Here is a 372-nt window from a genome sequence, read left to right as displayed (position 1 = left end):
CAAATCGAATGATTTATTATTGATAATAAATGTGTTGTCTCAAATAAATATTTTGCTATTCTCTGCGCGGGTGCTTGGATCAATCTGGTTCAAGCATTTTGCAAGCACCAGAAAGAGAAAAGCCCCGATTATGTTATTTAACATTAACCGAGGCGGACTCAAAAACACACAATTTGATTCTGCCTCCATTTTTATCGGAGTGCAAGAGGAAATGAAGAAATATTCTTTAATCGGGCTAATGATCGTCACGATGATAATACCCAGTAACGTATTATTGGAGAGTACACTTTTTGTTTATTCATACCCAATAATGGATATTTAATGATTCAGGTTAATATATCTTTTAGTTTATATTAATCTTGTGGGGGAGCA

Annotated in this window: 1 protein-coding gene; it reads left to right on the top strand. The window is 34.1% G+C overall.

Features of this window, described 5'->3' with window-relative positions:
- Positions 1 to 322 (top strand): hypothetical protein (locus ACNARN_RS18655; protein ID WP_368927838.1); only part of this gene is annotated, 322 nt, incomplete at its 5' end.
- Between the last annotated feature and the right edge of the window lie 50 nt (positions 323 to 372).

This window comes from Proteus sp. TSJ240517 (assembly GCF_047921575.1).
GTDB lineage: Bacteria > Pseudomonadota > Gammaproteobacteria > Enterobacterales > Enterobacteriaceae > Proteus.
The sequence above is the reverse complement of the archived record's forward strand: the minus strand, read 5'-3'. Positions and strand labels throughout refer to the sequence as shown.